General features: G+C 60.8%; 20 protein-coding genes. 14 read left to right on the forward strand and 6 right to left on the reverse strand.

The genetic code is table 11. From position 1 onward, the window contains the following. Window positions 1-1,050, forward strand: a complete 1,050-nt coding sequence (locus tag EGT36_RS17990; protein ID WP_035208204.1) for a carbohydrate ABC transporter permease — start codon at window positions 1-3, stop codon at window positions 1,048-1,050. A 91-nt stretch (window positions 1,051-1,141) separates the two neighbouring features. Here the strand turns inward: EGT36_RS17990 and EGT36_RS17995 are convergent, their stop codons facing one another. Continuing rightward, window positions 1,142-3,841 carry a DNA translocase FtsK gene (locus EGT36_RS17995; protein WP_125270763.1) on the reverse strand — a complete coding sequence of 900 codons (2,700 nt, stop codon included), beginning with the start codon at window positions 3,839-3,841 and terminating at the stop codon, window positions 1,142-1,144. Window positions 3,842-4,216: 375 nt separating this feature from the next. On the opposite strand from EGT36_RS17995, the gene EGT36_RS18000 reads away from it, so the two are divergent. The 7 genes from EGT36_RS18000 (at window position 4,217) to EGT36_RS30555 (ending at window position 10,704) form a co-directional block, all read left to right on the forward strand. Then, a complete protein-coding gene (locus EGT36_RS18000) occupies window positions 4,217-5,824 on the forward strand; it encodes an ABC transporter substrate-binding protein (protein WP_125270764.1) in 1,608 nt (535 codons plus the stop codon). A 9-nt stretch (window positions 5,825-5,833) separates the two neighbouring features. After that, window positions 5,834-6,823 (forward strand): ABC transporter permease, encoded by a 990-nt coding sequence (locus EGT36_RS18005; RefSeq protein ID WP_125270765.1) that lies wholly within the window; start codon window positions 5,834-5,836, stop codon window positions 6,821-6,823. Next, window positions 6,820-7,650, forward strand: a complete 831-nt coding sequence (locus tag EGT36_RS18010) for an ABC transporter permease (RefSeq protein WP_006697257.1) — start codon at window positions 6,820-6,822, stop codon at window positions 7,648-7,650. Before EGT36_RS18005 ends, EGT36_RS18010 begins: the two co-directional genes overlap by 4 nt. Further along, window positions 7,647-8,447, forward strand: a complete 801-nt coding sequence (locus EGT36_RS18015) for an ABC transporter ATP-binding protein (RefSeq protein ID WP_022563725.1) — start codon at window positions 7,647-7,649, stop codon at window positions 8,445-8,447. The genes EGT36_RS18010 and EGT36_RS18015 overlap by 4 nt, the downstream gene beginning before the upstream one ends. Further along, window positions 8,444-9,223: an ABC transporter ATP-binding protein gene (locus EGT36_RS18020; RefSeq protein ID WP_125270766.1), complete on the forward strand. Its 780-nt coding sequence runs from the start codon at window positions 8,444-8,446 to the stop codon at window positions 9,221-9,223. Before EGT36_RS18015 ends, EGT36_RS18020 begins: the two co-directional genes overlap by 4 nt. Window positions 9,224-9,232: 9 nt before the next feature. Continuing rightward, entirely contained in the window at window positions 9,233-10,351 is a 1,119-nt protein-coding gene (locus EGT36_RS18025) for a pyridoxal-phosphate-dependent aminotransferase family protein (protein ID WP_125270767.1), read from the forward strand. Window positions 10,352-10,515: 164 nt separating this feature from the next. Next, entirely contained in the window at window positions 10,516-10,704 is a 189-nt protein-coding gene (locus EGT36_RS30555; RefSeq protein WP_003506556.1) for a hypothetical protein, read from the forward strand. 179 nt (window positions 10,705-10,883) lie between these two features. Here EGT36_RS30555 and EGT36_RS18035 read toward each other — a convergent pair whose 3' ends face one another. Next, complete coding sequence (locus EGT36_RS18035; RefSeq protein ID WP_125270769.1) at window positions 10,884-12,695, reverse strand: IlvD/Edd family dehydratase; 1,812 nt, start codon at window positions 12,693-12,695, stop codon at window positions 10,884-10,886. Window positions 12,696-13,221: 526 nt separating this feature from the next. On the opposite strand from EGT36_RS18035, the gene ytfQ reads away from it, so the two are divergent. The 5 genes from ytfQ to EGT36_RS18060 all read left to right on the forward strand — a co-directional run bounded on the left by ytfQ (window position 13,222) and on the right by EGT36_RS18060 (window position 18,774). Next, a complete protein-coding gene (gene ytfQ, locus EGT36_RS18040) occupies window positions 13,222-14,181 on the forward strand; it encodes a galactofuranose ABC transporter, galactofuranose-binding protein YtfQ (protein ID WP_004438884.1) in 960 nt (319 codons plus the stop codon). Between the two features lie 300 nt (window positions 14,182-14,481). Further along, window positions 14,482-16,005: a sugar ABC transporter ATP-binding protein gene (locus EGT36_RS18045; protein ID WP_125270770.1), complete on the forward strand. Its 1,524-nt coding sequence runs from the start codon at window positions 14,482-14,484 to the stop codon at window positions 16,003-16,005. Then, complete coding sequence (locus tag EGT36_RS18050) at window positions 16,005-17,045, forward strand: ABC transporter permease (RefSeq protein ID WP_172965721.1); 1,041 nt, start codon at window positions 16,005-16,007, stop codon at window positions 17,043-17,045. Before EGT36_RS18045 ends, EGT36_RS18050 begins: the two co-directional genes overlap by 1 nt. Then, entirely contained in the window at window positions 17,042-18,022 is a 981-nt protein-coding gene (gene yjfF / locus EGT36_RS18055; protein ID WP_006697252.1) for a galactofuranose ABC transporter, permease protein YjfF, read from the forward strand. The genes EGT36_RS18050 and yjfF overlap by 4 nt, the downstream gene beginning before the upstream one ends. 17 nt (window positions 18,023-18,039) lie before the next feature. Next, window positions 18,040-18,774, forward strand: coding sequence for a FadR/GntR family transcriptional regulator (locus EGT36_RS18060; RefSeq protein WP_004438874.1), 735 nt, complete (start codon window positions 18,040-18,042; stop codon window positions 18,772-18,774). A gap of 66 nt (window positions 18,775-18,840) precedes the next feature. Here EGT36_RS18060 and EGT36_RS18065 read toward each other — a convergent pair whose 3' ends face one another. Next, complete coding sequence (locus EGT36_RS18065; RefSeq protein ID WP_125270772.1) at window positions 18,841-20,058, reverse strand: MFS transporter; 1,218 nt, start codon at window positions 20,056-20,058, stop codon at window positions 18,841-18,843. Window positions 20,059-20,242: 184 nt separating this feature from the next. On the opposite strand from EGT36_RS18065, the gene EGT36_RS18070 reads away from it, so the two are divergent. Then, window positions 20,243-21,181 (forward strand): AraC family transcriptional regulator, encoded by a 939-nt coding sequence (locus tag EGT36_RS18070; protein WP_035208187.1) that lies wholly within the window; start codon window positions 20,243-20,245, stop codon window positions 21,179-21,181. 29 nt (window positions 21,182-21,210) lie between these two features. On the opposite strand, the gene EGT36_RS18075 is transcribed toward EGT36_RS18070, so the two are convergent. Genes EGT36_RS18075 through EGT36_RS18085 form a run of 3 tightly spaced genes read right to left on the reverse strand, consistent with a single transcriptional unit; the run spans window position 21,211 to window position 26,679 of the window. Continuing rightward, window positions 21,211-24,486, reverse strand: a complete 3,276-nt coding sequence (locus EGT36_RS18075; protein WP_125270773.1) for an error-prone DNA polymerase — start codon at window positions 24,484-24,486, stop codon at window positions 21,211-21,213. Continuing rightward, window positions 24,483-26,000 carry a Y-family DNA polymerase gene (locus EGT36_RS18080; protein ID WP_172965666.1) on the reverse strand — a complete coding sequence of 506 codons (1,518 nt, stop codon included), beginning with the start codon at window positions 25,998-26,000 and terminating at the stop codon, window positions 24,483-24,485. The genes EGT36_RS18075 and EGT36_RS18080 overlap by 4 nt, the downstream gene beginning before the upstream one ends. Then, the gene (locus EGT36_RS18085) at window positions 25,915-26,679 is read right to left on the reverse strand and encodes an ImuA family protein (protein ID WP_125270774.1); all 765 of its coding nucleotides are present in this window, start codon (window positions 26,677-26,679) and stop codon (window positions 25,915-25,917) included. The genes EGT36_RS18080 and EGT36_RS18085 overlap by 86 nt, the downstream gene beginning before the upstream one ends. Between the last annotated feature and the right edge of the window lie 129 nt (window positions 26,680-26,808).

Raw genomic sequence — 26,808 nt, forward strand, 5'->3', positions numbered from 1 at the left:
ATGTCCAATGCCGTCTCTTTCCTCACGCGCACCCGCCGTCCCGGCAGGATCGGCCTCACCGATATCCTCTCCTGGGTCTGGCTCATCGGCGGCACACTCGCCGTCCTCATCCCGGTTGTCTGGGCCGCCATGTCATCGCTGAAACCGGAAGCCGAAATCACGAGGTTTCCGCCAAGTCTCCTGCCGCGCGCTGCCGTGCAGGTGGAGGTTCAAGGCTACGACAAGCCGCTCAGCCTGTGGAAGGCCACCATCGACGGCGCAGAGCGTGAGATGGCCATGGTCCGCCGCATCGGCCTCAAAGCTCAGATGGTGGACCCAGCCAATCCGGGCCCGCCAATCAGTGTCGATACACGGGAAATAACACCGGTTCAGAAGCTGACCATCGCGACGGAGAACTTCACCGATCCCCTGACACAGTTCAGCTTCCTAACCTTCCTCAAGAACTCGGTCTTCGTCACCGTTGTCGCAACGGTCCTGACGCTGATCGTCAACGCCATGGCAGCCTTTGCGCTCTCCAAATACCGTTTCCGTGGAGAGAAGGCGATCTTCGTGCTGATCATTTCCACGCTGATGATCCCGCTCACGGTCGTCATGGTGCCTGCCTATCTCGTCATCGTCGGGGTCGGTCTCGTCGATAATCTCTGGGGCGTCATCATTCCCACCGTCGCGACGCCGACAGGCGTCTTTCTGCTCCGGCAATATATGCTGACTATTCCCGATGAGCTGATCGAGGCGGCGCGTGTCGATGCCGCCAGCGAATTCCGCATCTTCTGGCGCATCATCCTGCCGCTGACGGCCCCGGCGCTCGCGGTTCTCGCCATATTCTCGGTTTTGTGGCGCTGGAACGACTTCCTCTGGCCGCTAATCGTTCTCAGCAGCCGTGAGAATTTCACGCTGCAGGTGGGGTTGAACGCCTTTCAGGGCGAGTTCTCTGTGCAATGGCACTATATCCTCGCCATGACCTTCCTCAGCCTGGCACCCGTCACGGTCGTGTTCCTGTTCCTGCAGCGCTACATCACGACAGGCATCGCCGGAACGGGAATGAAATAGCGGCTTCGCAGACATTCGCAACGAACGCCACAGAAAGAAAAAGGGAGATGTTGTTGCAACATCTCCCTTCGTTCATTTGGTGACGCGATGATCAGTCGTCGGAGCCCATCGCATCGTAAGAGTCGCGCTCGCCGGCGATGATGGCGCGCTTGCCGACATGGTTGGCAGGTCCGACAATCCCTTCCTGCTCCATTCGCTCCACCAGCGAGGCGGCGCGGTTATAGCCCACCGAAAGGCGGCGCTGGATATAGGAGGTCGAGCACTTCTTGTCGCGCATCACGATTTTGACGGCCTTTTCATAGAGGTCATCGCTGTCGTCGTCGCCCATCGAGGTCTTGTCGAAGACAGCCGTATCCTCTTCCGCCTCTTCTTCCGCTTCCTCGGCATCTTCCGTGACCGTGCCCAGATATTCCGGACGACCCTGCGTCTTCAGATGCGCCACGACCTTTTCAACTTCCTCGTCGGACACGAAGGGGCCGTGAACACGGGCGATGCGGCCACCGCCCATCATGTGCAGCATGTCGCCCTGGCCGAGCAGATGCTCCGCCCCCTGCTCACCAAGAATGGTGCGGCTGTCGATCTTCGAGGTGACCTGGAAGGAGATGCGGGTCGGGAAGTTGGCCTTGATCGTGCCCGTGATGACATCGACCGAGGGACGCTGGGTTGCCATGATGAGATGGATGCCGGCGGCGCGCGCCATCTGCGCCAGACGCTGGATCGCACCTTCGATCTCCTTGCCGGCGACCATCATCAGGTCGGCCATTTCATCGACGATGACAACGATATAAGGCATCGCCGTCAGGTCCATTTCCTCCTGCTCATAGACCGCTTCGCCAGTGGCGCGATCGAAGCCGGTCTGGACATTGCAGAACACCGTCTCGCCCTTGGCACGGGCAGCAGCGGCCCTTGCATTGTAGCCATCGATATTGCGTACGCCGAGACGCGACATCTTGCGGTAGCGGTCTTCCATTTCACGCACCGCCCACTTCAACGCCATCACCGCCTTTTTCGGATCGGTGACGACAGGCGTCAGGAGATGCGGAATACCGTCATAGACCGAGAGCTCGAGCATCTTCGGGTCGACCATGATCAGGCGGCATTCTTCCGGCTTCAGGCGGTAGAGCAGCGACAGGATCATGGTGTTGATGGCAACGGACTTGCCCGAACCGGTGGTACCGGCGACCAGAAGGTGCGGCATCTTCGCAAGTTCGGCGATAACCGGTTCGCCGCCGATGGTCTTGCCGAGGCAAAGGGCAAGCTTCTGGCGTGTCTCGGCGTAATCCTGCGCCTCGATCAGTTCACGCAGGTAAACCGTCTCGCGCACCGGGTTCGGCAGCTCGATGCCGATGACATTGCGGCCGGGCACGACCGCAACGCGAGCCGAGAGCGCCGACATGGAGCGCGCGATATCGTCAGAGAGACCGATGACACGCGAGGACTTGACGCCAGGGGCGGGCTCGAATTCATAGAGCGTGACGACAGGACCAGGACGGACATCGATGATCTCACCCTTGATGCCGAAATCCTCGAGCACGCTTTCGAGTAGACCGGCGCTCTGTTCCAGGGCTTCCGGTGTCATGGTCGTGGTCTGCTGGACGCGGGCTTCCTGCAGGAGTTCAATCGAAGGATACTCATATTCCCCATCGGCGAAGACAGGTGCTTCACGGAACATGGGCTGAGAAGACTGGATAGGCGCTCGCGGCGTAAAACGCGGCTCGGCAACGATCCTTTCCGGCGGCTGAACCTGCTCTGCAAGCTGCTGCGGCGCAACGACCATGGCAGCTTCCGCTATCGGCTGCGACGCGAACTCCTGTTCGGCAGCCACGCCGGCGGCTGGAATGAATGTCTGCCGTACGCCAATTTCCCGATAGAGCCGGATGGCGGAGCCGCCGGGTACGGTGACGACAGGTGGCTCGGCCGAAAGGACAACCGGGGCGGCTGCGGGCGAGACGGGAGCGACAGCCACTGCGGATGAAGGCGCTGTCAGAACGGTGTTTACAGGCGCCGGAGCTGCGGGCGCCGAAACGGAAAATGCGCTCCGCACCTGGGCGGTAAGAGCTTCAGCCGCATCGCCGGGCAGATCAAGCGTCATCACTTCCCAGAACAGCTCATCCGGCAGATGGGCGGCAAAGGCGGGAATGGAAGTCTGCGTCTCAGCTTCCGGCTGCGCGGCAGGTTGCGGCTCAAACGTCTGCGGCGCTGCGGGTTCCGCATCGGGCGCGGCAGACGTCGATGAAGATGGATCCCGCACGGCTGCGGCTGCCTCTTCCGCCTGTTTACGGGCAAGCTCCAGCCGCAATTTGTAAGTCAAGGCGCGAGCACCGCGGGCGTCGGGCGGCTGCGGCAGAAACGGCATGCGCGGCGGCGCCATGCGTTGCTCGGCCGGCTTCTCGGCGGGCTGGGGTGCCGGCGCATCCTGGCGAACCGCCGTCTCGGGCTCTGCGGCAGCCGGTACGGAGGCAGCGGGCGCCTCCTCGTCCGGGATATTCGGCGTCTCCACCGGCATACGCCGGTTAAAGACGCTCTCCGGCGTGCGGGTAAAGCGGACATTCGGGCCAAGCACGAAGGCATTCTGCCAGCCGGGCATCTCGGCGCGGCCTTCGATGGCATCGGCTGCGATCACGTCAGCATTCTGCCGCGGCGCTGCACCTGCAGCCGTCAAGATCGTCCGCTGCCCCGCAGGCGTCTGGACACCTGCATGACGGGCATTTTCGCTCCCCTCCCCTACGCTATTGGACGAATTCTGAAATCTGGATCGGGAGAAGCTCATGGCAGCGTGCACACTCATCATAAACGTACATATTTCGGTCTCCTTGAAATAAAAAATAAAGGTTAATTACCCCTTTCCAAACGGGGTCGTACCGACGGATTTTCAACCGCTCCACAGGTTCGCAGCCCCATCCGCTGCCTCGCAAAACACATATCAAACGCTTGGTTTCATTCGGTTATGTCGAGTTTTCCGCCGTGAATTCGCCGCTGATGGCGGACTGGAGAACCGAATTTTTCGAGACGGGGCATATTGTTTCCGCAAAGCTCTCCGCAACGTAAAATCATTGCTGTAAAGGGCGCGAATTAACGTGGACACTGCCGAGGTTGCAGCCTTAAGATCGGCGCGCCGCGGGCCAAGCGGAAAAGCCCGCCTCGCCCTCATTCCGGAGTGAAATTCATGTCGCCTGTCCAGCTTTCCCGCCGCTCGCTTCTCAAGACCTCGCTCGCGCTGGCCGCAACCACGGGATTGGCGGGAATTACCGTCGCACAGGAAAAATCCGGCGGGCGACTGATCGTCGCCGCCGATTCGGAATCGAAAAACCTCAATCCGGCCATCGTTGCCTCCAACGGCGTGTTTTACATCGCCAGCAAGATCGTCGAGCCCCTGGCCGAGGCCTCCTTTAACGGCACCGACGGGCTGGAGCCGCGACTTGCGACGGAATGGCAGGGAGCCGATGACGGGCTCAGCGCCACCTTCAAGCTGCGCGAGGGTGTGACATGGCATGACGGCAAGCCATTCACCTCGGCGGACGTTGCGTTTTCGGCGCTTTCCGTCTGGAAACCGCTGCAAAATCTCGGGCGGCTGGTCTTTGCCAATCTCCAGACGGTGGAAACGCCTGATGACCACACGGCGATTTTCCGCTTTTCCAAACCCACGCCGTTCCAGCTCATCCGCAATGCGCTGCCGGTGGTTACCAGCGTCGTGCCGAAACACCTCTACGAGGGTACCGACATCGCTACAAATCCGGCCAATACCAAACCGGTGGGCACCGGGCCTTTTGTCTTTTCCGAATATAAACCCGGCGAATATTACCGCCTGACGCGGAACCCGAACTATTGGGGCAAGGGTCAGCCGCAGCTCGAGGAAATCATCTATCGCGTCCTTCCCGACCGGGCCGGCGCGGCCTCTGCGCTGGAGGCCGAAGAAATCCAGCTTGCCGCGTTTTCAGCCGTGCCGCTCGCCGATCTTGCCCGCATCGCCAAGGAGCCCGGCATAAAGGTTATTGCGGATGGCTATGAGGCACTGACCTATCAGCTGGTGGTGGAAATCAACCATCGCCGCAAGGAACTGGCGGATCTCAAGGTCAGAAAGGCGATCGCGCACGCCATCGACAGGAAATTCGTCATTGACAAGGTCTTTCTCGGTTACGCCACTGCATCGACCGGCCCCGTACCGAAGAACGCGCCGGAATTTTACACGACTGACGTTGAGACCTATGATTTCGACGTCGCCAAGGCCAACGCTCTCCTGGATGAGGCGGGTTATCCGCGTGGCGCGAATGGAACACGTTTTTCGCTGAAGCTTCTTCCCGCGCCCTACTTCAATGAGACCCGCCAGTTCGGTTCTTATCTGCGGCAGGCGCTTCAGGAAATCGGGATTGATGCAGAACTGGTGAACAATGACGCCGCGGCGCACCAGAAGGCCGTTTACACCGACCACGCCTTCGATCTCGCCATCGCCCCGCCGGTGTTCCGCGGTGATCCCGCAATATCGACCACGATTCTCGTCCGTTCCGGCATTCCGGCCGGCGTCGGCTTCTCCAATCAGGGCGGCTACGAGAACAAGACGCTGGACGAATTGATCGACAAGGCGGCGATAACGGTGGATGCCGCCGCGCGCACGGCGCTTTACAAGGACTTCCAGAAACAGGTCGCGGCCGATCTGCCGCTGATCAACGTCGCCGAGTGGGGTTTCATCACTGTGGCGCGCGATACGGTCAAACATGTCGCCAGTAATCCTCGGTGGGCGGTGTCCAACTGGGCGGATACGGCGGTGGATACCTGAGGCAACGCCGTGAGACGTGCGGCGAAATTGCTGCGGCGAAGGGCATTCACCGCCATTCCGGTGCTGCTGATCGTGCTCGTCTTCACCTTCCTGCTGCTTGAAAACGCATCGGGTGACGCGGTCGACGCCTATCTCGTTTCCATCGGCGGCGGCGATGCCGGGCTGCGCGATGCGCTGCGTGAACAATATGGTCTGAACGGCTCCGTGCTGGCCCGTTTCTGGCTCTATGCGAGTTCGGTGCTGCGGCTTGATCTCGGCTGGTCGCTTGCCTTCGACCGGCCTGTGCTGGGGCTGATCCTGGAAAGGCTGCCGAACACGCTTCTTCTGATGGGCAGTGCGACAACGCTCGCCTTCATCCTCGGCACAGCACTCGGCATCGTGGCGGGCGCGCGTCCGGGCGGGGCGACAGACCGCGCACTTTCCACACTCTCACTCGCGCTTTACGCCACGCCCGGCTTCTGGCTTGGGCTCGTGCTCGCCATCGTCTTTGCGGTGAAATTCAGATGGCTGCCTACCTCCGGCATCGAAACCATCGCTTCGGGCAAGCACGGCATGGCGAGGGCGGTTGATATCGGTCGCCATCTCGTGCTGCCGGTCGCCAGTCTCGGGCTGATCTATCTTGCGCTTTTCCTGCGCGTGATGCGCACCGCCATGGCGGCGATCTGGCCGCTGGATTTCGTGCTCTTTGCCCAGTCCAAAGGGCTTTCAAAACGACGGATCGTGCTGCGCCACGTCGCCCGCAACGCCGCCCTGCCGCTTGTCACCGTGCTTGGCCTGCAGGCGGCCACCATGCTGGGCGGCAGCGTGGTCATCGAAAGCGTTTTTGCCATTCCCGGTTTTGGTCGGCTGGCGCAGGAGGCCGTCACTGGCCGAGACGCCCCGTTGTTGATGGGCATCATCCTGACGAGCGCGGTTTTTGTCATCCTGGTCAACCTCTCCGTCGACATTGTCCATTCCGTGCTCGATCCGCGCATTGGCAGCGGGGTACAAGGCGCATGAGTTTCGCTTTCCGGCTCCTGCGCAGTTTCGAAGGCATGACGGGAACCGTCATACTGGTGCTGCTTTCCCTGACGGCGCTTGCCGCACCCGCCGTCTTTCCAGGTGACCCGCTGGCTATCGTTGGCGAACCGCTGATTACACCTTTTACGGATGCGGCCCTACCGCTCGGCACCGATCGGCTGGGCCGCAACGTGCTGGCCGAGCTCGCCCATGGTGCGCAGGCCTCCCTGCTCGTCGGCATAGGCGCCGCCACAGCCGCCCTGATTATCGGCACCGTCATCGGCACCATTGCCGGATTTGCCGGCGGCGTTGTGGACGAAGCATTGATGCGCGTCACCGACGCCTTCCAGATCGTCCCGAACTTCCTGCTAGCGCTCGCCTTCGTCAGTACAATCGGGCCCTCCATGCCGATTGTCATACTCGCCATTGCCCTTGGCGCATGGGCGGATCCGGCGCGGTTGATGCGGGCGCAGGTCTTGAGCATCCGCGAGCGCGATTATGTTCAGTCCGCCCGCGCCATCGGCATGCACCCGCTTGAGATCGCATTCAGGCAGATCCTGCCAAATGCCCTGCCGCCGGTCATGGCGCTTGCCGCCATCATCGTCGCCGCGGCCATTTTGACCGAAGCCGCCCTATCCTTCCTCGGGCTCGGCGATCCCAATATCGTTACCTGGGGTTCGATGATCGCAGAAGGACGCAATGTCCTTCGCTCGGCCGCGTTTCTGTCGGTCATTCCCGGCATCGGCCTTCTGGTTACGGTTCTCGGCGTTTATCTTCTTGGTGAAGGCATCAACAAGGCGATGGCGACAGGGAGGCGAGCGCCATGAGCGGAAATGCACTGTGCCGGATCGACGACCTCAGCGTTTGGTATGCGGCAAGAGATGCGCCGGCGTTGCAGAATGTCTCGCTGACGATCCGGCAAGGCCAGAGGCTGGCGATCATCGGCGAAAGCGGCTCGGGGAAATCGACGCTCGGCAAGGCGATTGCGGGGCTTCTTCCCGGACATGCGAAGGTTTCCGGTGATATTTCGTGGAGTCGCGACAGCCTGTTCCACGGCAGGCCGCTGCCAGGGCGGGATATCGGCACGATCTTTCAGGACACCGGCGCAACGCTGAATCCGGTTCTCGCCATCGGCGAACAGGTGGCGGAAGGGGCTGTCCGGCATCTAGGCCTCTCATGGCGGCAAGCGCGCGATCTTGCCCGCGATCTTCTGGAGCGGGTTCGGCTGCCGCACCCTTCCCACCTCATCCGGGCCTATCCGCACCAGCTCTCCGGCGGCCAGAGGCAACGCGTGACGATTGCCGCCGCCATTGCAGCCAGTCCTTCAATCCTGATTGCCGATGAAGCCACGAGCGCGCTCGATACGGTTAGCCAGGCCGCCATCGCCACGCTGCTCGACGATCTGGTGCGGCAGGAAAACAAGACGCTGGTCTTCATCACCCATGATATCGGCCTTGCATCCAGCCTTGCCGACGAGATTGCCGTTCTGCGCGCGGGATTGCTGGTGGAACATGGCCCGACGAGGCGGGTGCTGTCCGCACCCGTCCATGACTATACGCGTGCGCTGCTTGCCGATTACCTCGATCTGTCCACGCCGCCGCTGGTCAGCGAGGCCGCGTCATGAACGATGCCCTGCTCACCGTCGACGGCTTGTCCAAAACCTACCGCAGCGGCGCAAGAAGGGTGGCGGCGCTTTCCGACATCTCTTTTTCGCTTCGGCCCGGTGAGACGCTGGGACTTGCCGGTCCCTCCGGCTGCGGAAAATCCACGCTTGCGCGCATTCTCATGCGATTGATCCCGGCCGACGAAGGCACGATCCTTTTCAGGGGCCACAATTGGCTGACACTGGACGGCGGCAAGCTTCGCGCCGCCCGCCAGCACATGCAGATGGTGTTTCAAGACACTCATGGCGCTTTCAATCCACGCGCCAGCGTCGAAGATGCCATCGGCGAACCGTTGCGCATTCATCGCACGGTCGCAAGACGCGAGCGTGCGGCGGAAGTCCGCCGCCTTCTCGACCGCGTTGGCCTGCCCGCCAGCTATGCCGGCCGCTCGGTCTTCGAGCTTTCCGGCGGCCAAAGGCAGCGCGTCTCGATCGCACGGGCGATTGGACTCAAGCCGTCGCTTCTCATCCTCGACGAAGCCGTCTCCGCGCTCGATGTTTCGGTTCGCAGGCAAATCCTTGAACTGCTGGTGGAAATACAGCGAGAGACGGCTGTTTCCTGTATTTTCGTCTCCCATGATCTCGCGGTCATTCGCGCCGTCTGCCACCGCGTCGCCATCATGGAAGCAGGAAGAATCGTTGAAATCGGCCGGACAGGAAATATCGTCTCGGCGCCGCAATCCTCGACCGCCAGAACCCTGATCGACGCCGCACCGCGCCTGACCATCACCACGTAAGGAAAAGACATGCACGCTCCGGATTATGCATTGCTGCTCGACCCACCCGCTTTTCCTGCCGAGCGTTATGCTGCCCTTGCCGACCGGCTGGCCGCGCTGATGAGCACAAGCAACGACGTGCTGCTGATACAGGCGGAAGCCGTGCTGGCGCTCGAAGCCGCAGCCACCAGCCTTGCGCGACCGGGCCTGAAAGCGCTCAACATTGTCACCAGCCCTTATGGTGCGTGGTTTGGCGGCTGGCTGGAAAAGGGCGGCGCGACCGTGCGCAATCTGACCGCCAGCCCGGCAAGGCCGGTCACCCTGGAGGAAGTGGAACGGGCGCTGGACGAAGGGCCGGATTTCGACCTTCTCGCCATCGTCCACGCGGAATCGGCAAGCGGCATCCTCAACCCCCTGCCCGCCATTGCCGCGCTCGCCCGGGAACGGGGCATCGCGACCCTTGTGGACGCCGTCGCGTCCATTGGCGGACATGCTTTCGACGTCGACCGTTTAGGTATCGATATCGCCGTCATCGGCCCGCAAAAGGCGCTGGCCGGCCCGGCCGGCATTTCCGCCATTTCCGTCAGCGAAAGGGCCTGGGCGCTTCTTTCGCATGACGGCGCTCCTGACAACTCCATGCTCTCGCTTATGGACCAGAAAAAACTCTGGCTCGATGCCGGTCGCGGCGCACTGCCCGGAACGCCCGCCCCGCTGGAGTTTTACGCGCTGGAGGCCGCCCTCGACAGGATCGAGTCAGAAGGGCTGGCATCCGCCAATCGACGCCACAAAACGGCAGCGACGGCCACCCGAAACGGCCTCAGGGCGCTTGGCATTCCAACCTGGGTGGAAGAGGCGCACGCTTCCGCCCTCGTTTCCACGGCGATCCTGCCTGATATCCTCGAAGCCAGGGCATTCCTCGCGGCTGTGTCCCAGAAGCAAGGCGCGGACATTTCCGGTGGCGTCGGCCCCGGCGCGGAACGGTTGATCAGGCTTAATCACACCGGTCGGAGAGCGCATCGGGATGCCGTGAAAGCCAATATCCTAGCCTTCTCCGGCGCCCTGAAAAGCCTCGGCCACGCTGCAAATACCGATTTCGCGCTGGAAGCCGCAGAAAAAACCTATTTAGACGCACCTGCGGATGGCGTTTAACGGTGTCGAAGAACATTCATTGCGCAAAATCCGCTCGCGATGGAACGCCGCTCACGACATTGTTGTTAAAAATGGTAGACAAATTCCTCCGCCAATCTTGACGAAATCATGGCAACGCGCGAAACTTAACGCTACGTTAACTCGCGTGAAGAAGGGAAACGGCCATGGTAGCAGGGTTCAACATGCTCTCCTTTGACCTCTTTGGCATCGGCCGAAGGATGCCCGTCGTCAATGAGCGGGTGGAGACCGAGTTTCAGGACAAAACACCGCGCAGACCCGACGACGAATCGCATGATGACGATCGCGATCAGGAATATGAACTGTTTTTCTGGTCGCTTTACCCGGTGATCTGAGCGTCTGCCGCACGCTCCAAGCCATCGACGCATTGACCCTCCGTGGCCTCATGATGGGGCGCGCGGGGCGCATGATAGCGTTGGTCGGTCCATAGACCTCAATATTTCTAGTTTACCGTTAAAAGAAACGAAAGCGGCCCCAAGGTTGTCCTCGGGGCCGCATAGTCTTGTGATGGCTGTTAGTGGTTGTCGCGCGGCAGGCCCTTGGTCTGGGCGATGCGCTGATACTTCACGGCAGGTTCCAGGACCGCGCCGGTTTCCATCTGGCTGACGATGCCGCGCTGGATTTCCTGCCATGGCGTCTGGTGGTCAGGGAACTTGTAGCCACCCTCTGCATGCAGAGCCTCGTAACGCTTGGCCAGTTCTTCACCAGAAATCAGGATATCCGCCTTGCCGCGGCCTACATCGATGCGGACGCGGTCGCCTGTCTGCAGAACGGCAAGGCCGCCACCTGCTGCTGCTTCCGGGGAAGCATTGAGGATGGACGGGCTGCCCGAAGTGCCGGACTGACGGCCATCGCCGATGCAGGGCAGCGAGTTGACGCCTTCCTTCAGCAGATAATCCGGAGCGCGCATGTTCACGACTTCTGCCGCGCCGGGATAACCGATCGGGCCGGCACCGCGCATGAACAGGATGGTGTTGGCGTCGATCTTCAGCGACGGATCATCGATGCGGTGATGGTAGTCTTCCGGACCGTCGAACACCACGGCACGTCCTTCGAAAGCTTCGGGATCGTTCGGGTTGGAAAGGTAACGGTTGCGGAACTCTTCCGAAATCACACTCGTCTTCATGATGGCGGAGGAGAACAGGTTGCCGCGCAGAACGCGGAAGCCGGCGCGCTCCTTGAGCGGCTGTTCATAGGGGCGAATGACCTTTTCGTCCTCAATGATCGCGCCACGGCAGTTTTCGCCGATGGTCTTGCCATTGACCGTCAAGGCATCTTCCATGATCAGCCCCTGGGTCATCAGCTGGTTGACGACAGCAGGAACGCCGCCGGCATGGTAATAATCCTCGCCGAGATACTCACCGGCCGGCTGCAGGTTAACGAGCAACGGTACGTCTTCACCATAGGTCTGCCAGTCATCCACTGTCAACTCGACGCCGACGTGACGTGCAAGGCCGTTCAGGTGGATCGGTGCGTTGGTGGAGCCGCCAATCGCCGAGTTGACGCGGATGGCGTTGATGAACGCATCCTTTGTCATGATGTCCGATGGCTTCAGGTCTTCCTTGACCATTTCGACGATACGCAAGCCGGTGAGGTAGGAGACTTCCTGACGATCGCGGTAAGGGGCCGGGATGGCAGCGGAGCCGGGAAGCTGCATGCCCAGCGCTTCGGCAAGCGAATTCATGGTCGTCGCCGTGCCCATGGTGTTGCAATAGCCGGTCGACGGAGCCGAGGAAGCGACAAGCTTGACGAAGCCCTGATAATCGATCTCACCCTTCGCCAGCAGTTCGCGCGCCTTCCAGACGATGGTGCCGGAGCCGGTGCGCTCACCGCGGAACCAGCCGTTCAGCATCGGGCCGACGGAAAGGGCGATGGCCGGAATGTTGACGGTGGCCGCCGCCATGAGACAGGCAGGCGTGGTCTTGTCGCAGCCGATGGTCAGAACGACGCCGTCGAGCGGATAGCCATAAAGCACTTCCACGAGGCCGAGATAGGCGAGGTTGCGGTCGAGACCTGCGGTCGGCCGCTTGCCGGTTTCCTGGATTGGGTGAACCGGAAATTCGATGGCGATGCCGCCAGCTTCACGGATACCTTCGCGCAGGCGGTTTGCCAGTTCCAGATGGTGACGGTTGCAAGGAGAAAGGTCCGAACCCGTCTGCGCGATGCCGATGATCGGGCGGTCGGACTGAAGCTCGGCCTGGCTCAGACCAAAGTTCATGTAACGCTCGAGATAAAGCGCGGTCATATCCGCATTTGCGGGGTTGTCGAACCAGGCGCGCGAGCGAAGCTTGCCTTGTGTTGCAGGCAGTTTGTCGGATGTAGTCATGATGCAGGTCTCCAGCCGGAAGTGGCCAACGGTAAAATATTACGAAATGCGACAAGCTTATGTTGTGCGCAAGGAAAATGGAATCAGCTTTCGGAGAACACGCATAACCGACAGAGCAGCGCCAGACGAGTGACCTGAAGCCGTTCTTCGGATTTAGCCGAATATTTTTCGGTATTTATGGTGATACCGGTGTCGCGCAACGGCCTCTCCCTCCCATGCCTTGCGGGAATGCGGCTAGCTCTTCGGCTCCCCGCTCCGCCTTTTATAAAGTCTCTTTATTTGTATTACTATTGGAGACGATCGCCTTCTGTCAAGTCGCCTCTGAGGTCACGTCAAGCCAGTTCCGCAAGCGGAAAAATGAGACTTTCTTTCGTTCAACCCATTGATTCATCCTATTTTATGGCGAAAAATTCACCGCAGTTCACCGAAGCCAAATTGCGGAAAGGCTAAAAAATCGCTTTTCAAGAGTATTACTATATGCTCATAGTGATCGCGTCACGCTGACATCATCTCTGGGAGGATTAAGATGAGAAAAGCTCTCGCGACAGTTACTGTCGCCGTTTCGCTGTGCCTTGCATCAAGTGTTTCCGCCAAATCGCTTACCGTCGGCTTCTCGCAGATCGGTTCGGAATCCGGCTGGCGCGCGGCTGAAACCACCGTTACCAAACAGCAGGCCGAGAAGCGCGGCGTCACACTTAAGTTCGCCGACGCGCAACAGAAGCAGGAAAACCAGATCAAGGCCGTTCGCGGCTTCATCGCGCAGGGCGTCGACGCAATCCTGATTGCACCGGTCGTCGCAACGGGCTGGGATGCTGTCCTGAAGGAAGCCAAGGAAGAGAAAATCCCTGTCATCCTGCTCGATCGCCAGATCGAGGCTCCCGATGATCTTTACCTGACCGCAGTTACCTCGGACCAGGTCCACGAAGGCAAGGTTGCCGGTGACTGGCTGGTGAAGGACGTCGGCTCCAAGGATTGCAAGGTGGTGGAATTGCAGGGCACGACCGGCTCCTCGCCCGCCATTAACCGCAAGAAGGGCTTCGAGCAAGCTATCGCTTCGCACGCCAATATCAAGATCGTCCGCTCGCAGACGGGTGACTTTACCCGCACCAAGGGTAAGGAAGTGATGGAAAGCTTCATCAAGGCGGAAGGCGGCGGCAAGGACATCTGTGCCGTCTACGCCCACAATGACGACATGGCCGTTGGCGCGATCCAGGCGATCAAGGAAGCCGGTCTCAAGCCCGGAACCGACATCAAGGTCGTGTCGATCGACGCCGTGCCTGACATCTTTAAGGCCATGGCAGCCGGTGAAGCCAACGCCACCGTGGAACTGACGCCCGACATGGCCGGCCCGGCATTCGACGCGCTCGAAGCCTATCTGAAAGACAAGAAGGCTCCGGCGAAGTGGATTCAGACCGAATCCAAGCTCTACACGGCATCGGACGACCCGATGAAGGTCTACGAGGCGAAGAAGGGCCTGGGTTACTAAGCCATTCTTTGCAGAAACGGCGCGTGGATTGCGCCGTCTCTTTCTGTTGAGGAGAGCGAAACCTCTCCGATCCAGTCTGCAGAATGATCTCGTATGGAGCGAGCGCATGCCACTTGTTTCTTCTCCCCGTCCGGGGAGAAGTCCGCGACAGCGGGATGAGGGGGGCAAGCCTGGAGATGTCAGGAGAGCTTGCCCCCTCATCCGACCCTTCGGCCCACCTTATCCCCGGCGGGGATGAAGAAATACGCCGCTCCCTGCCGAGTGCTCTACCAAAACCCATTGCAATACGGAAACTGCTCAATGTCCGAAACGGCACCACTTCTGGAAGCACGCGCCATCGGCAAATCCTTTCTAGGGATCACGGCGCTGGATGGCGTCGACTTTGCGCTTGGGCACGGTGAAATCCATGCCCTGCTCGGCGAAAACGGCGCGGGAAAATCGACGCTGATCAAAATCCTGACGGGCGTCTACAGCCGCGGCAGCGGATCAGTCTTTCTGGAAGGCAGCGAAATCTCGCCCGCCAATGTGGGCGAGGCGCAGGCCCTTGGCATCGGCACCGTCTACCAGGAGGTCAACCTTCTCGAAAACCTCACCGTTGCGGAGAACCTCTACCTTGGCCGCCAGCCGCGGCGCTTCGGGCTGATCGACCGCAGCACGATGCAAAAGAATTCGCAGGCGCTGCTTGCCCAGTACGGCCTTTCCATTGACGTCAACGCCCTTCTCTCCAGCTATTCCGTCGCCATCCGTCAGATCATCGCCATCGCCCGCGCCGTCGATCTTTCCGGCAAGGTGCTGGTGCTGGACGAACCGACCGCCAGCCTCGACGCTCATGAGGTTGAAATGCTGTTCGGAGTACTGAAAAAGCTGCGGGCGCGCGGTATCGGTATCGTAATCATCACTCATTTCCTCAATCAGGTCTACGATATCGCCGACCGGGTGACGGTGCTGCGCAACGGCCGGCTTGTCGGCACACGCGAAATCGGCAGCCTGCCGCGTTCCGAGTTGATATCGATGATGCTCGGCCGGGAACTTCAACAGATTACCCATGACCATCAGGCGACCGAAGAAACAATCGCCGAAGGCGAGCCAAGCATTCGCTTCGAAGGTTATGGCAAACGCGGCAGCGTCTCTCCCTTCGATCTCGTGATACGCCCCGGGGAAATCGTCGGCGTGGCAGGGCTTCTCGGCTCCGGCCGGACCGAAACGGCATTCCTGCTCTTCGGCATAGACCGCCCCGACACGGGTAAAGCCACGATCGACGGGCAGGCGGTGACGATCTCTTCTCCCGAGGCGGCGATTGCGGCCGGTTTCGGTTTCTGTCCCGAAGAACGCAAGACGGACGGCATCATTGGTGATTTCTCCGTGACCGACAACATCGCGCTGGCCCTTCAGGCCCGGCAGGGATGGGCGCGGCCGCTGTCGCGCCGGCAAAAGGCGGAGCTGGCGGAAGGTTTCATCAAATCCCTTGATATCCGCCCGGCCGACCCCGACCGGCCGATCAAGTTCCTGTCCGGCGGCAACCAGCAGAAGGCCATCCTGGCCCGCTGGCTGGCCACCCATCCCCGGCTTCTGATCCTCGATGAGCCGACACGCGGCATCGATATCGGCGCCCACGCGGAAATTCTCAAAATGATCGAAAAACTCTGCAGCGAGGGCATGTCGCTTGTCGTCATATCCTCCGAACTGGAGGAACTCACCGCCGTGGCGCATCGTGTCGTCGTGCTTTCCGACCGCCGGCATGTCAGCGAGCTGAAAGGCGGCGAAGTGACGGCCGACAATATCATGCGTGCGATCGCAGATGCGGCCAGAACGGAGGCGGCATGATGACGGCAGTCAATCGGCGTCTTAGAAGACTTGCACCGCAGCTTGCTGCGCTTTTCATCATTCTCGCAGCGATTACAATCATTTCGCCCGGCTTCCTCAATGTGTCGTTTCAAAATGGCAGGCTCTATGGCAGTCTGGTGGATATTCTCGTGCGCGCCGCCCCCGTGGCGCTGCTCACCATCGGCATGACGCTGGTCATCGCGACTAAGGGCATCGATCTTTCCATTGGTGCTGTCATCGCCATCTGCGGCGCCGTCGCCGCCACGCTCATCAGCAATGGACATTCCATTCCCGCCGTCATCGCCATTTCGCTTGGCGTGGGAATTGTCTGCGGCCTCTGGAACGGCGTGCTGGTTGCCCTTCTCGACATACAGCCCATCATCGCCACGCTGATCCTCATGGTGGCAGGGCGCGGCATCGCGCAGCTCATCACCGAGGGCGTCATCCTCACGTTCAACAATGACAGCTTTTCCGCGATCGGCTCCGGCGCATTTGCCGGTGTGCCCCTGCCCGTCATCATTTGGGTAACGGCCGCGCTCCTGATAGGCTTTCTCGTTCGCAAGAGCGCACTCGGTTTCCTGATCGAAGCGACCGGCATCAATCGCCGCGCAGCGGCTCTTGCCGGTGTAAGGGCGCGTTTTCTGCTGTTCTTCGTCTATGCCGTTTCCGGTCTTTGCGCGGCGATCGCCGGCATGATCGTGACGGCGGATATTCGTGGTGCGGATGCCAACAATGCCGGCCTCTGGCTGGAATTGGACGCCATATTGGCGGTGGTCATCGGCGGCACTTCACTAAATGGTGGCCGCTTCTCCATCACCGCATCGCTGATCGGCGCGCTCATCATCCAGACCATCAATACCGGCATCCTCGTCTCGGGCTTTCCGCCGGAATTCAACCTCATCATAAAGGCCGGCATCATCATGGTGGTGCTGACGCTGCAATCTCCGGCGATCATGGCCGTCCTCGGTTTCGTGAAAGCGCCAAAGCAGCACGCCAAAACCGCCACCAACGGTATGACCAAGGAAGGAACCGCGCGATGATCCACAGCCGCAACCTGCCCTTCCTCACCACGCTGACGATTTTCGTCGTCGCCTATCTTCTTTGCGTGATGCAATATCCGGCGATCTTCTCGACGCGGGTGATCGGAAATCTTCTTACCGACAACGCCTTTCTTGGCATAGCCGCCGTCGGCATGACTTTCGTCATCCTGTCGGGCGGCATCGATCTCTCGATTGGTTCCGTCATTGCCTTCACCAGCGTCTTTGTGGCCGTCCTGGTCGGCACCTATAACATCCATCCGCTGCTTGCCTTCGCCATCGTGCTTTTGATTTCCACGCTGTTTGGCTGCCTGATGGGCGCGATGATCCGCTTTCTGTCCATCCCGCCTTTTGTGGTGACACTCGCGGGCATGTTCCTGGCGCGCGGGGCTGCCTATCTGATCTCCACCCAGTCGGTGCCGATCTCACATCCTTTCATCGATGCGATACAGGGCTTTTATTTCCGCTTTCCAGGCGGCGGCCGGCTGACGGCGCTCGCCATGCTCATGCTTCTCGTCTTCGCCGCCGGCATGCTGATCGCAAGCCGCACCCGCTTCGGTGCCAATGTCTATGCGCTGGGCGGCAATCCGCAATCTGCCGAGCTGATGGGCGTGCCGATCGGGACCACCACCATTGGCATCTATGCGCTTTCCGGCTTTCTCTCCGGCCTCGCTGGCATCGTTTATACGCTTTACACCTCGTCAGGTTACTCGCTGGCGACGGTGGGCGTGGAGCTGGACGCGATCGCTGCCGTCGTCATCGGCGGTACACTTCTGACCGGTGGCACGGGATTGGTTGCGGGAACATTTGTCGGGCTTTTGATCCAAGGCCTGATCCAGACCTACATCGTTTTTGATGGAACCCTGTCCTCCTGGTGGACGAAAATCGTCATCGGCGTGCTGCTTTTCGTGTTCATCGTGTTGCAGCGCGCAATCATCTGGTATTCAAACAGGAGACTGGCCGGACCGCATCCGGCATAACGCAAACGGAGGCTTGCTTGGGGCTGCTCGAAACGACGATTAGCGGGCGAAAACGCCGGAACAGCCACGCGCATGTGGTTTCCGAACTCGGCAGCGCCATCGTCTCGGGCAGGATCGCCGAAGGCTCTCTGCTGCCCAACGATGCGGAGCTCTCCATGCGTTTCGGCGTCTCGCGCACGGTGCTGCGCGAAACCATGAAGACGCTGGCGGCCAAGCGGCTGGTGGAACCCAAGGCGAAGGTGGGTACCCGGGTGCTCGACCGTTCGAGCTGGAATTTCTTTGATCCGGATGTGCTGGGCTGGCGCTGCGAAGCTGGCATCGACCAGGAATTTGTGAAGCACCTGGCCGAAATTCGGCTGGCGCTGGAGCCGGCGGCGGCGGCGGCAGCAGCTCTCCAGGCCTCCAATGAAGACATTGTCTCGCTTTACGTCATCGCCGCAAAATTCGACAATCCGCAGCATACGCCGGAGAGCATCGCCAAGGTGGATCTCGAGTTCCATCTTGCCGTCGCGCATATGTCCGGCAATCCCTTCATGCGTTCGGCAAGCGGGCTGATCGAGGCGGCGCTTGCCATCTCATTCCAGCTTTCGTCACCGGCCGCCTCGCCCGACACCATCGCCGAGATCGCATCCAACCACCTTCGCATTGTCCACGCCATCGCGGCGCGGGACGCGGATGCGGCGGTGAAGGCCATGCGGCATGTGATCGAAGTGGGCAAGGACCGGACGCAGAAGGCGATCAAGACGGTTTGAAACCCGAAACCGGTCGTAGTGAAGGCGGGCCCACAAGAATGCAGGCCCATTCCTCTCGCCAGGTCCTCAGCCCTGCGATGCCTCTACCTGCGGCACCACGCCGCGCCGCGACGCCATCAGCGAGGCGCCGAGAAGGGCTGCGATGGCCACGAAGACGAACACCATGGTTGCGCCCTGGAGATCGATCAGCAGGCCGCCAAGAACCGCACCGCTGGAAATAGCGATCTGGAATGTCGTAAGCAGCAGCGCACCCGCACTCTCGGCCTCATCCGAGGCAACACGCGTGATGAAACTCTGCACGCTGACGGGCAATGCGCCGAAAGCAAAACCCCAGGAGGCGATGGCAAGGCCCGCAACAACGGGAGATGCGCCGGCAATCACCAGGATGGAAGCCGATGCGGCGATCAGCGTCGCGGCGAAGGTCACCGCCCAGGCCGTGTTCTTTTCGGCAAGGAAACCGCCGAAAAGATTGCCGAAGAAACCGCCGATACCGTAAATCAGCAGAACAAGCGAAATCGCCTCCACGCCAAGCTGCGGCACGTCTTCCAGGAACGGTCGGACATAGGTGAAGCCGGCAAAGTGGCCCGCAACGATAAATAGCGTCGTCAAAAGACCGATCCGGACCTGCGTTCGCTGAAGCAGCCGGAACATGGTGGAAAGGCCGGGGGCACCGGCCGGCGGCAGCGAAGGCACGGTGAGCAATTGCACGGCGAGCGCAATGACGCCGAGCACGCCGGCAACGACGAAAGCCGATCGCCAGCCGAGCGTCGCGCCAATCCACGCGCCCACCGGTGCCGCACACACGGTTGCGACGGAGACCCCGGTAAGGATGATGGCCATGGCGCGTGGCATTTTTTCAATAGGCACGAGCCGCAACGCCAGCGCCGCCGACATGGCCCAGAAGCCGCCAAGACCGATGCCCAGCAGGACACGCGAGGCAAAGAGCATGAAAAGCCCATTGGCAAGGGCGGCCAGCGTGCTGGAGATGATCAGCAGCGTGGTCAGCCCCAGCAGGGTCCAGCGCCGGTCAATGCCGCGTGTGCCGATGACGACACCCGGACCTGCAACCGCCGCGACCAGCGCCGTGACGGTTATGGATTGCCCGGCAATGCCGGAGCTAATGGAGAGATCGGCCGATAGCGGCGTCAGGAGGCTGACGGGCAGGAATTCCGCCGTTACCAGTCCGAAAACGCCGAGCGAAAGTGAAACCACAGCGGCCCATTTCGCATCCGGCTCCTGTCTGCGCGGCGTATATTCCAGTTCGTTTATGGTCCGGCTATTCATGAAAATCTCCTGATGCGCATTCCCAGAACGCGTCGTGAAACGGAAAGGGCAAGGCGAGGAAGCCGGTTGGGAGCCCCGCTTCGACGACTGCAAATCGATGCAAGCAGGCTATGCGTGACAACCCGGCGTTTCCATGCTAGAAAATCCGTATTCCTTAACCAATCGTCCGAATTTGCGAGATGCCATGAACGATGCCCTGACGGAAATGTTGCGTGGCCTTAGGCTTGACGGTGTGGAATATGGCCGGTGCCGCATGGCCACCCCCTGGGCGACGGCTTTTCCCGAACAGGAGGCGGCGCGGTTTCATTTCATCGGCGTGGGGCATGCGAAATTGCAAAAACCCTCGGGTGAATGGCTGACCCTGACATGTGGCGACGCCGTGCTTCTGCCGCGCGGGCATGCACATGTGCTGGCGAGCGGTGAAAAGGTGGCCCCTTCCCCCTTCGACCGGTTCGGCAAGAAGGAAGTGTGCCAGGGCATTTTCGACATGGAGTGCGCGAGTGCGGGTGGCGATACCGTGGCTTTCACCGCTTCGATGCGTTTCAACATGGATAACCTGCATCCGCTGCTGCAGCTGATGCCTGACGTGATGTTGACCAGCGATCTGGCCAAAAGCGATCCGGCCATTCCGCATCTTCTGGAAGCCATGACGCGGGAGGTCGAGCTGAACCGCGTCGGCGCGGGTGGCATTCTGGCAAGGCTTGCCGATGTGTTGACTGCAACGCTGATCCGTACGTGGGTGGAATATGGCTGCGGCGATTCCAGCGGCTGGCTTGCCGCCGTGCGCAATCCCGAACTCGGCCGCGTGCTCGCCGCCATTCACCTCAATCCCGAAAAGGACTGGAGCGTGGAAGAGCTTGCCTCACTGATGGGCGCATCCCGCTCAAGTTTCGCGGAACGTTTCACCCGCGTGGTAGGAGAAAGCCCCGCGCGTTATGTGGTGCGGGTGCGCATGCATCAGGCGCGGCTGTGGCTGCGAGAGGGCATGCGGGTGACGCTGGCGGCCGAAAAGCTCGGTTACGATTCCGAGGCCTCTTTCAGCCGCGCCTTCAAACGGGTAATCGGCGCACCACCCAGCCAGTTCCGCAGGAAAGATGCGGCAGGGCTGGAGGATGCGGCTTAAGACGCGCCCTCTCGGCGGAAACCTCGGACTCAGTGGAAATTACGGGAAATGACCTTTATCCGCTCCACCGCATCTTCATCATGGGTGGCCGGCGGCGGTCTTTTCCTGATGGCGCGGTGATCCTCCTGTGGCATGCCATGGTGAAACTCGTCACCACGCCCGTGCGGCAGCGGAAACGCGTGGTTGCGCTCGCCCACACTAGCAAGCGCCTGTGACAGATCGGTCAGCCGGTGGGCGACCAGATGCACGACTTCGCCTTCCCTTTGAATCTTGCCATAAATGCCGACCATACCGGCCGACAGCACCACGCGGCGGTATTTTTCGAAAGTTTTGACCCACAGCACCGCATTGGCGATACCCGTCTCGTCCTCCAGCGTCATGAAGATAACGCCTTTTGCCGAGCCGGGACGCTGGCGCACCAGCACCAGCCCGGCCGTTTCCAGCCATGTTCCGTCCCGAACGCGCACCGCCTCCGCACAGGTGACGATGCGGCGGCGGGAAAGATCGCGCCGCAGGAAGGTCATGGGATGTTCGCGCAGCGTCAATCCCACATGACCGTAATCCTGCACAACCTCGCCACCGTCAGTCATGGGGCGGAGCATGACGGAGGGTTCCTGAAGCTCCTCGATAACGGCATTTTCCCTGATGGCAGCGGCAGCAAAAAGCGGCAGAGGCTCATCCCGCAAGGCCTTGATGGCCCAGAGCGCCTCGCGTCTGGCAAGGCGAAGCGACGGCAGAAAGGCATCGGCTTCGGCGAGACAGACAAGGGCGGCGGCCGGAACACCCGCCCTTCGCCACAGATCATCCACGGAGACAAAAGGCCTATCCTGCCTGACATTGACTATAACGGCAGCATGATCATTGGAGAGCCCCTTCACCATGCGCATACCCAACCGCACGGCATAACGCTCTTTGCCACTCGCATCTTTCTCACCCGTAGGTTCCAGCGTGCAATCGAAGCGGCTGTGATTGACGCAGACCGGGCGTACTTCCACGCCATGATCACGCGCATCACGCACGATCTGCGCCGGAGCGTAAAATCCCATCGGCTGCGAGTTGAGAAGGGCAGTACAGAAAATATCGGGATGATGGCATTTCAGCCATGAGGAGGCATAAGCAATCAACGCGAAGGAAGCCGCGTGGCTTTCGGGAAAACCATAACTGCCGAAACCTTCCAGCTGCTTGAAGATTCGTTCGGCGAATTCCTTGTCATACTCGCGCTCCACCATGCCATCGATCAGATCCTGCCTGAATTTGGAGATGGTGCCGACATTCTTGAAGGTTGCCATGGCGCGACGCAGCTGATCCGCCTTACCGGGTGAAAACCCGGCGCATTCGATGGCGACACGCATAGCCTGTTCCTGAAACAGCGGCACGCCCAGCGTTTTGCCCAGTACGCTCCTCAGTTCCTCTTTCGGATAATGCTCATCCTCTTGTTTGTTACGGCGTCGCAAATATGGGTGCACCATATCTCCCTGAATGGGGCCGGGGCGAACAATGGCGACCTGAATGACAAGATCGTAGAATTTTACCGGTTTCAGGCGCGGCAGCATCGACATCTGCGCCCGGCTTTCGATCTGGAAGGTGCCCAGCGTATCGGCCTTCTGGATCATGGCGTAGGTGGGACCGTCGCCCTGTGGCACGGTGGCGAGATCGTATTTCTCTCCTGTCCGTGCCTCCAGCATATCGAAACCGCGTTTCATGCAGGAGAGCATGCCGAGCGCCAGACAATCCATCTTCATGAACTTCATGATATCGATGTCGTCCTTATCCCATTCGATGATCTGCCGTTTGTCCATGGCGGCGGGTTCGATTGGTACCAGCTCGTCCAGCCGGTCATGGGTCAAGACGAAACCGCCCGGATGCTGGCTGTGATGGCGCGGCGTGCCCACAAGCTGGTTAGCCAATTCGAAGGCAAGCTTCAGGCGACGATCCTCCATATTGAGGTTCAGTTCCTTCACCTGCTTTTCACCCACCCCCTCGCTCCAGCGCCAGACCTGCGACGAAAGAAGTTTCGTCAAGTCTTCCGGCAGGCCCAAAACCTTGCCGACGTCGCGTAACGCCCCTCGCCCGCGATAACGGGTGACGACCGAACAAAGCGCCGCCTTGTCATGGCCATAGGTTTTATAAACCCACTGAATGACCTCCTCACGCCGCTGATGTTCGAAATCCACGTCGATATCAGGCGGTTCGCGCCGTTCTTCCGAAACGAAACGCTCGAACAGAAGGTCGACCGTCATAGGATCGATGGCGGTGATGCCGAGCACGTAACACACCACCGAATTGGCCGCCGAGCCGCGTCCCTGACAGAGAATATCCTCCCCCCGGGCAAATTGGACGATAGCATTCACCGTCAGGAAATAAGGGGCGTATTCCAACCTGCCGATTAGGCCAAGCTCGTGGTGCAGCGCCTTTTCCACCTTTTCAGGGGCGCCATGCGGATAACGTTTCGGCACCGCTTCCCAGACCATCTTCTCCAGCGCCTGCTGCGCCGTCAGCCCCGGCAGGCTACGCTCCTCGGGATATTGATAGACCAGTTCCTTCAGTGAAAACTTGCAGCGCTTTGTAATTTCGAGGCTGCGTGCCAGCGCCTCGGGGTAACGGGCAAACAGCCGGTGCATCTCCTGCGGCGGCTTCATATAACGATCGGCATGGCGCTCGCGGCGAAAACCGGCCTCGTCGATGGTGCAATTGTGACGGATGCAGGTGACGACATCCTGCAACATGCGCCGTTCGGGCACATGAAACAGCACATCATTGGCTACCACGGTCGGCACACCAGCCGCGTCGGCCATAGCTGAGAGTTCGAAAAGCCGCATCTGATCATTGGGACGCCTCCTGAGACTGAGCGCCATATAGGCCCTGTCCGCAAAAGCGGCTTTCAGCCGCCGCAGGCGGAGCGCGCAGAGATCATCGGCCCGATCGGCGAGCAGCACCACGATCAGCCCTTCGCCATAGGTGACGAGATCGTCCCATGTCAGCCTGCACTTGCCCTTGCCGCCCCTTTTTTTGCCCACGGAAAGCAGCCGGCAAAGCCTGCCGTAAGCGGGGCGATCCATGGGATAGGCGAGCACGGATAGATCGTCATCCAGATCGAGCCGGCAGCCGATGACAAGGCGGATGCCATGATTATTGGCTGCTTCATAAGCGCGGGGAATGCCTGCAAGGCTGTTGCGATCGACAATGCCCAGCGCCTCGATGCCGAGAATTTTTGCCTGTTCGAATAATTCGTCGCAGGAGCTCGCTCCGCGCAGAAAGGAAAAATGCGTGGTTACCTGAAGCTCGGCATAACGCGGCGTATTCATGCGAAGACCCCGTGGATGAACCAGCCCTGCGATCCCGTCTCGGCATGTTCGCCGTCACCGGAGCGGAAAATCCAGAAACGTTCGCCGCTTTCATTTTCCACGGTGAAATAATCGCGCACGGCGGCCTTTTCCCGGTCACGCTTCCACCATTCACCAAACACCCGTTCCGGCCCGTCGGCACGGCGCACATTGTGGCGTATGCCTTTCCAGATGAAATAACGCGGCGGATGGTCCGGGAGAAGCGCCATTGTCTCAACGGGTTCAGGTGTTGCAAGCAGTCTGACCGGGCGTGGCCAGTGGCCGGGCCAGCCGAGCGTATCCTCAGTGGCAAGTGCCGCAATACGGGCAACGGAGCGTTCCGGCACGTCGCTCGCCACCGCTGCATAACGATAGACCCTGTGGCCGCGATTGAGGATGACATCGACCGTATCGGCGATGTCCGCACGCCCTTCTTCCAGAAGCGAGGATCTGGCCTGCGCGGCGACAAGCGGTTCGGCATGGGTGGCGGTGAGCACCATCATCTCTATGCCGAAGCCGGGATCGATGGTGTCGATACGGTCAGTCAGAAGCCGGACAAGTTGCTTGACATCGCGCACCGGTCTTGATGTGCCCGCCCTGATCGCCTGCAGGCCGCTATCCACACGGTGCAGCACCAGATCGACCCGGCGGGCGCCGAGACCACGCCTTTCCAGCGCGGCGCAAAGCCCCGTGACCAGCTTTTGTGTATAACGGGCAATCGTTTCCGCCGCTACGATCGGCTCTGGAAAGGCGCGCCGCACCTCCACCAGTTCGGCCACGCGCACCGGCTCTATGGGCTCGCCGATCTCTCCGAAAGCCTGCGCCAGACGACGGACGACTTCCGGGCCGAAGCGCAAGGTGAGCGGCGCGCGCGGGGCTTCGGCAAGCTCACCGATGCTGCGAAAGCCGAGCACCTTCAACCCGGAAACGATGCGGTCCTCCAGCCTCAGCGCGGCAAGCGGCAAGCTGCTGATCGCCGCCCGTTGCCCACCCGGCGGTATGATGCTGATCTGCTCGCGGCCGAAACGCGCCAGTGCATGGGCCGCACCCCAGCTATCGGCAATGGCGGCGCGGGCGGCGAAGCCTGCGGCATGCAGGCGGTTGACCATGCCGCTCAGCATCAGCATCTCATTGCCGTGCAGATGATCTGCACCCGCCGTGTCCAGCACCAGCCCGTCCGGCGCATCGGCGGAGACGATGGGGGCATAAATGCGCAGGAAATGAAAGGCCAGCTGCTCAAGGGCGCGGGCATCTCCAACCGCATCCAGATCTTCCACGAGAAGGCCGGGCACCAGCGCCTGCGCCTTGCTGACCGGCGTGCCAGGCCGGATGCCCGCCGCCTTCGCGGCCTTGTCGAGCGCCAGCGCCAGCCGGCGGCTGCCCTGCCGGCCGATCATGACCAGCGGCTTTTCAACCGGCGGCGCGTTCTGTCCCGACAGACGCCGGAAACGATCCGTCGGCCATGTCGGCAGGTACAGCGAGACGACCCTTTGCATCACAGGCTTCCACTTCAAATTCGGCGCTTTCGCCGCCGCGACATCGCAAAAGCTCAAGAAACCAGCGGGACCTGCCCACCCCCGGCACCGGCAGGGGTGACGAGGGCCGCACGGAAATACGCCAGCGGGTGACGGCCGCCGTCGGTTCGCCGAACAGCGCCGCATCGGCCGGACGCCGGAAGCGGCGGATGGCAATGCCGGTCACGCCGGAAGTTTCCGCCGCCAGTTGCAGCCGCCGCGAAGCGTTCATCGGCAGTTTCGCCACTTCGCCCATCACCGCGCCGAAACCATTGCAGCGCAAGCCCTCCTCGAAACAGTCAAGCACGCCTTTCTCATCACGGCATTCAACGATGATGAGTCGGTTCTGCGACAGGCCAGCCTGTGTCAGCCCCGGCATGAACAGATCCTGCCGGGTGACGCACCATAAAACCTTGCCGGCAATCCTTGCTGCCACCCCGGCCGCAAAGAGAGCGGCCGCCGCACCATCGGCAGCGCCATTGCCGCCGCCGCTCAGCTCATGCAGGCAGCCGAGCTTCAGCCCGCCTCCCGGCAGGTGATGGTCGATGGCATCCACGCCGAAAGGCAAGGTCTCGTGCAGCCGCTCAGGGCCGCCACCGATCCTTTCCAGCCTTTCACGCAGCTCTTCGACAACGAGCAACTGATCCGCGCGCTTTTGCATGGCATGACAGGTTTCAATTCCGGTTATTCATCTTTATCGTTCTTGTTTTGTTCCTATTTCTGCAAAGAGTCAAGCAACAGGTTGGCGCTCTTCACCAGTTTGTACGGGAAGAGAGGATTCTGGCCTTGC

Origin of the sequence: Agrobacterium sp. FDAARGOS_525, from assembly GCF_003938925.1 — a bacterium.
Taxonomy (GTDB): Bacteria; Pseudomonadota; Alphaproteobacteria; order Rhizobiales; family Rhizobiaceae; genus Agrobacterium; species Agrobacterium pusense.